Raw genomic sequence first — 1126 nt, 5'->3', positions numbered from 1 at the left:
CCGTTTGGTTGGAGCGCGGCCACCACAACCCCTACGGGGGGCGTAAAAAACACCGCCCACTCGCCTGGTTCTTTCTGCCGGGCCGCCGGTGAACGCGGGCGCCCCGTTTCGACTTGTTCTCGACCTTTCTCGTACCGCTCACCTTTTTGGCGTCCCCTTCAGGGAGTCGATAAAGGGGGCGAAGGCTTCGGCGGGGAAGGTGAGGGTGCCGGTGACGGGGTCCTTGGAGTCGCGGACGATATGCGGGTGGGGGAGGTGACGATCTCCACACACGCATTGCCGTCTCCGCTGCCGGAGTAGGAGGACTTCCGCCAGTTGTCAGAGGTGGTCACCGTACGCCTCACAGTTCCATGGCCAGTCTCGGATGAGGTCACGCGAGCGCGCGGGGTCGAGTGACACGCTCTCAACTCTACGGAAAAGTGTTCTGAAGAGGCCGAGTTGAGCTTCGTAGTCGATGAACAGTGAGCCGTGCGGGCCGTCGCGGATCACGGTGTCCAGCCGAGGCACGGATCCGTCGGCGTACACCATGGCGGCTGTGACGTCCGCGAAGTCGTCCAGCTCGAAGGGGATGACACGTACGGTCACGTGCTCGGCCTCGGACAGCTCCAGAATCCTGCCCAGTTGAGCTCGGCAGGCCTCACGGCCGCCCACCCTGATCCGCAGTGCGGCCTCGTGGATGATCGCCTGGTACGGGGTGCCTGCGGCGGACTCCTGGCGTTTCATAGACCGTGTCCTACGTGGTGAGGCGGTCGTTGGGCTGTGTATGGGCCGGGGTGCGTGGAGTTGGATTGTTCCGGACGGGCTGTGGGAGATCGCGAAGCCTCTGATCCCTCCATCGAGGGTTCGGCCGCAGGGTGGTGGGACGCGGGACACGCCTGATGAGACCCTGTTCGCGGCGATCATCTACGTGTTGGTCAGCGGCTGTGCTTGGCGGGCGCTGCCGCCGTGCTTCGGCATTTCGAAGTCCACGGCCCACCGCCGGTTTCTGATCTGGTCCAGAGCCGGCGTATGGGGCCGTCTGCATGAGGCGGTCCTGCAGCGCCAGACGGGCGCCGTGAAGGCGGTCGACGGCATCGACTTCGAGGTGCGCAAGGGCGAGACCCTGGGCGTCGTCGGCGAGTCGGGC

General features: G+C 65.5%; 1 protein-coding gene and 2 pseudogenes. 1 reads left to right on the top strand and 2 read right to left on the bottom strand.

Translation table 11 applies throughout. The features are described 5' to 3' along the window. Nucleotides 1–138: 138 nt before the first annotated feature. A pseudogene (locus ACFW2E_RS16755) lies at nt 139–332 on the bottom strand (DUF397 domain-containing protein). 8 nt (nt 333–340) lie between these two features. Beyond that, nucleotides 341–702, bottom strand: a pseudogene (locus ACFW2E_RS16750) (Scr1 family TA system antitoxin-like transcriptional regulator); the annotation flags it as partial. A 61-nt stretch (nt 703–763) separates the two neighbouring features. Between ACFW2E_RS16750 and ACFW2E_RS16745 the strand changes: the two are divergent. After that, on the top strand, nt 764–1126 hold a 363-nt coding region (locus ACFW2E_RS16745), incomplete at its 3' end, for a transposase (protein WP_384467016.1).

This window comes from Streptomyces sp. NPDC058964, assembly GCF_042741275.1.
In the GTDB taxonomy this organism is placed as follows: domain Bacteria; phylum Actinomycetota; class Actinomycetes; order Streptomycetales; family Streptomycetaceae; genus Streptomyces.
The sequence above is the reverse complement of the archived record's forward strand: the minus strand, read 5'-3'. Positions and strand labels throughout refer to the sequence as shown.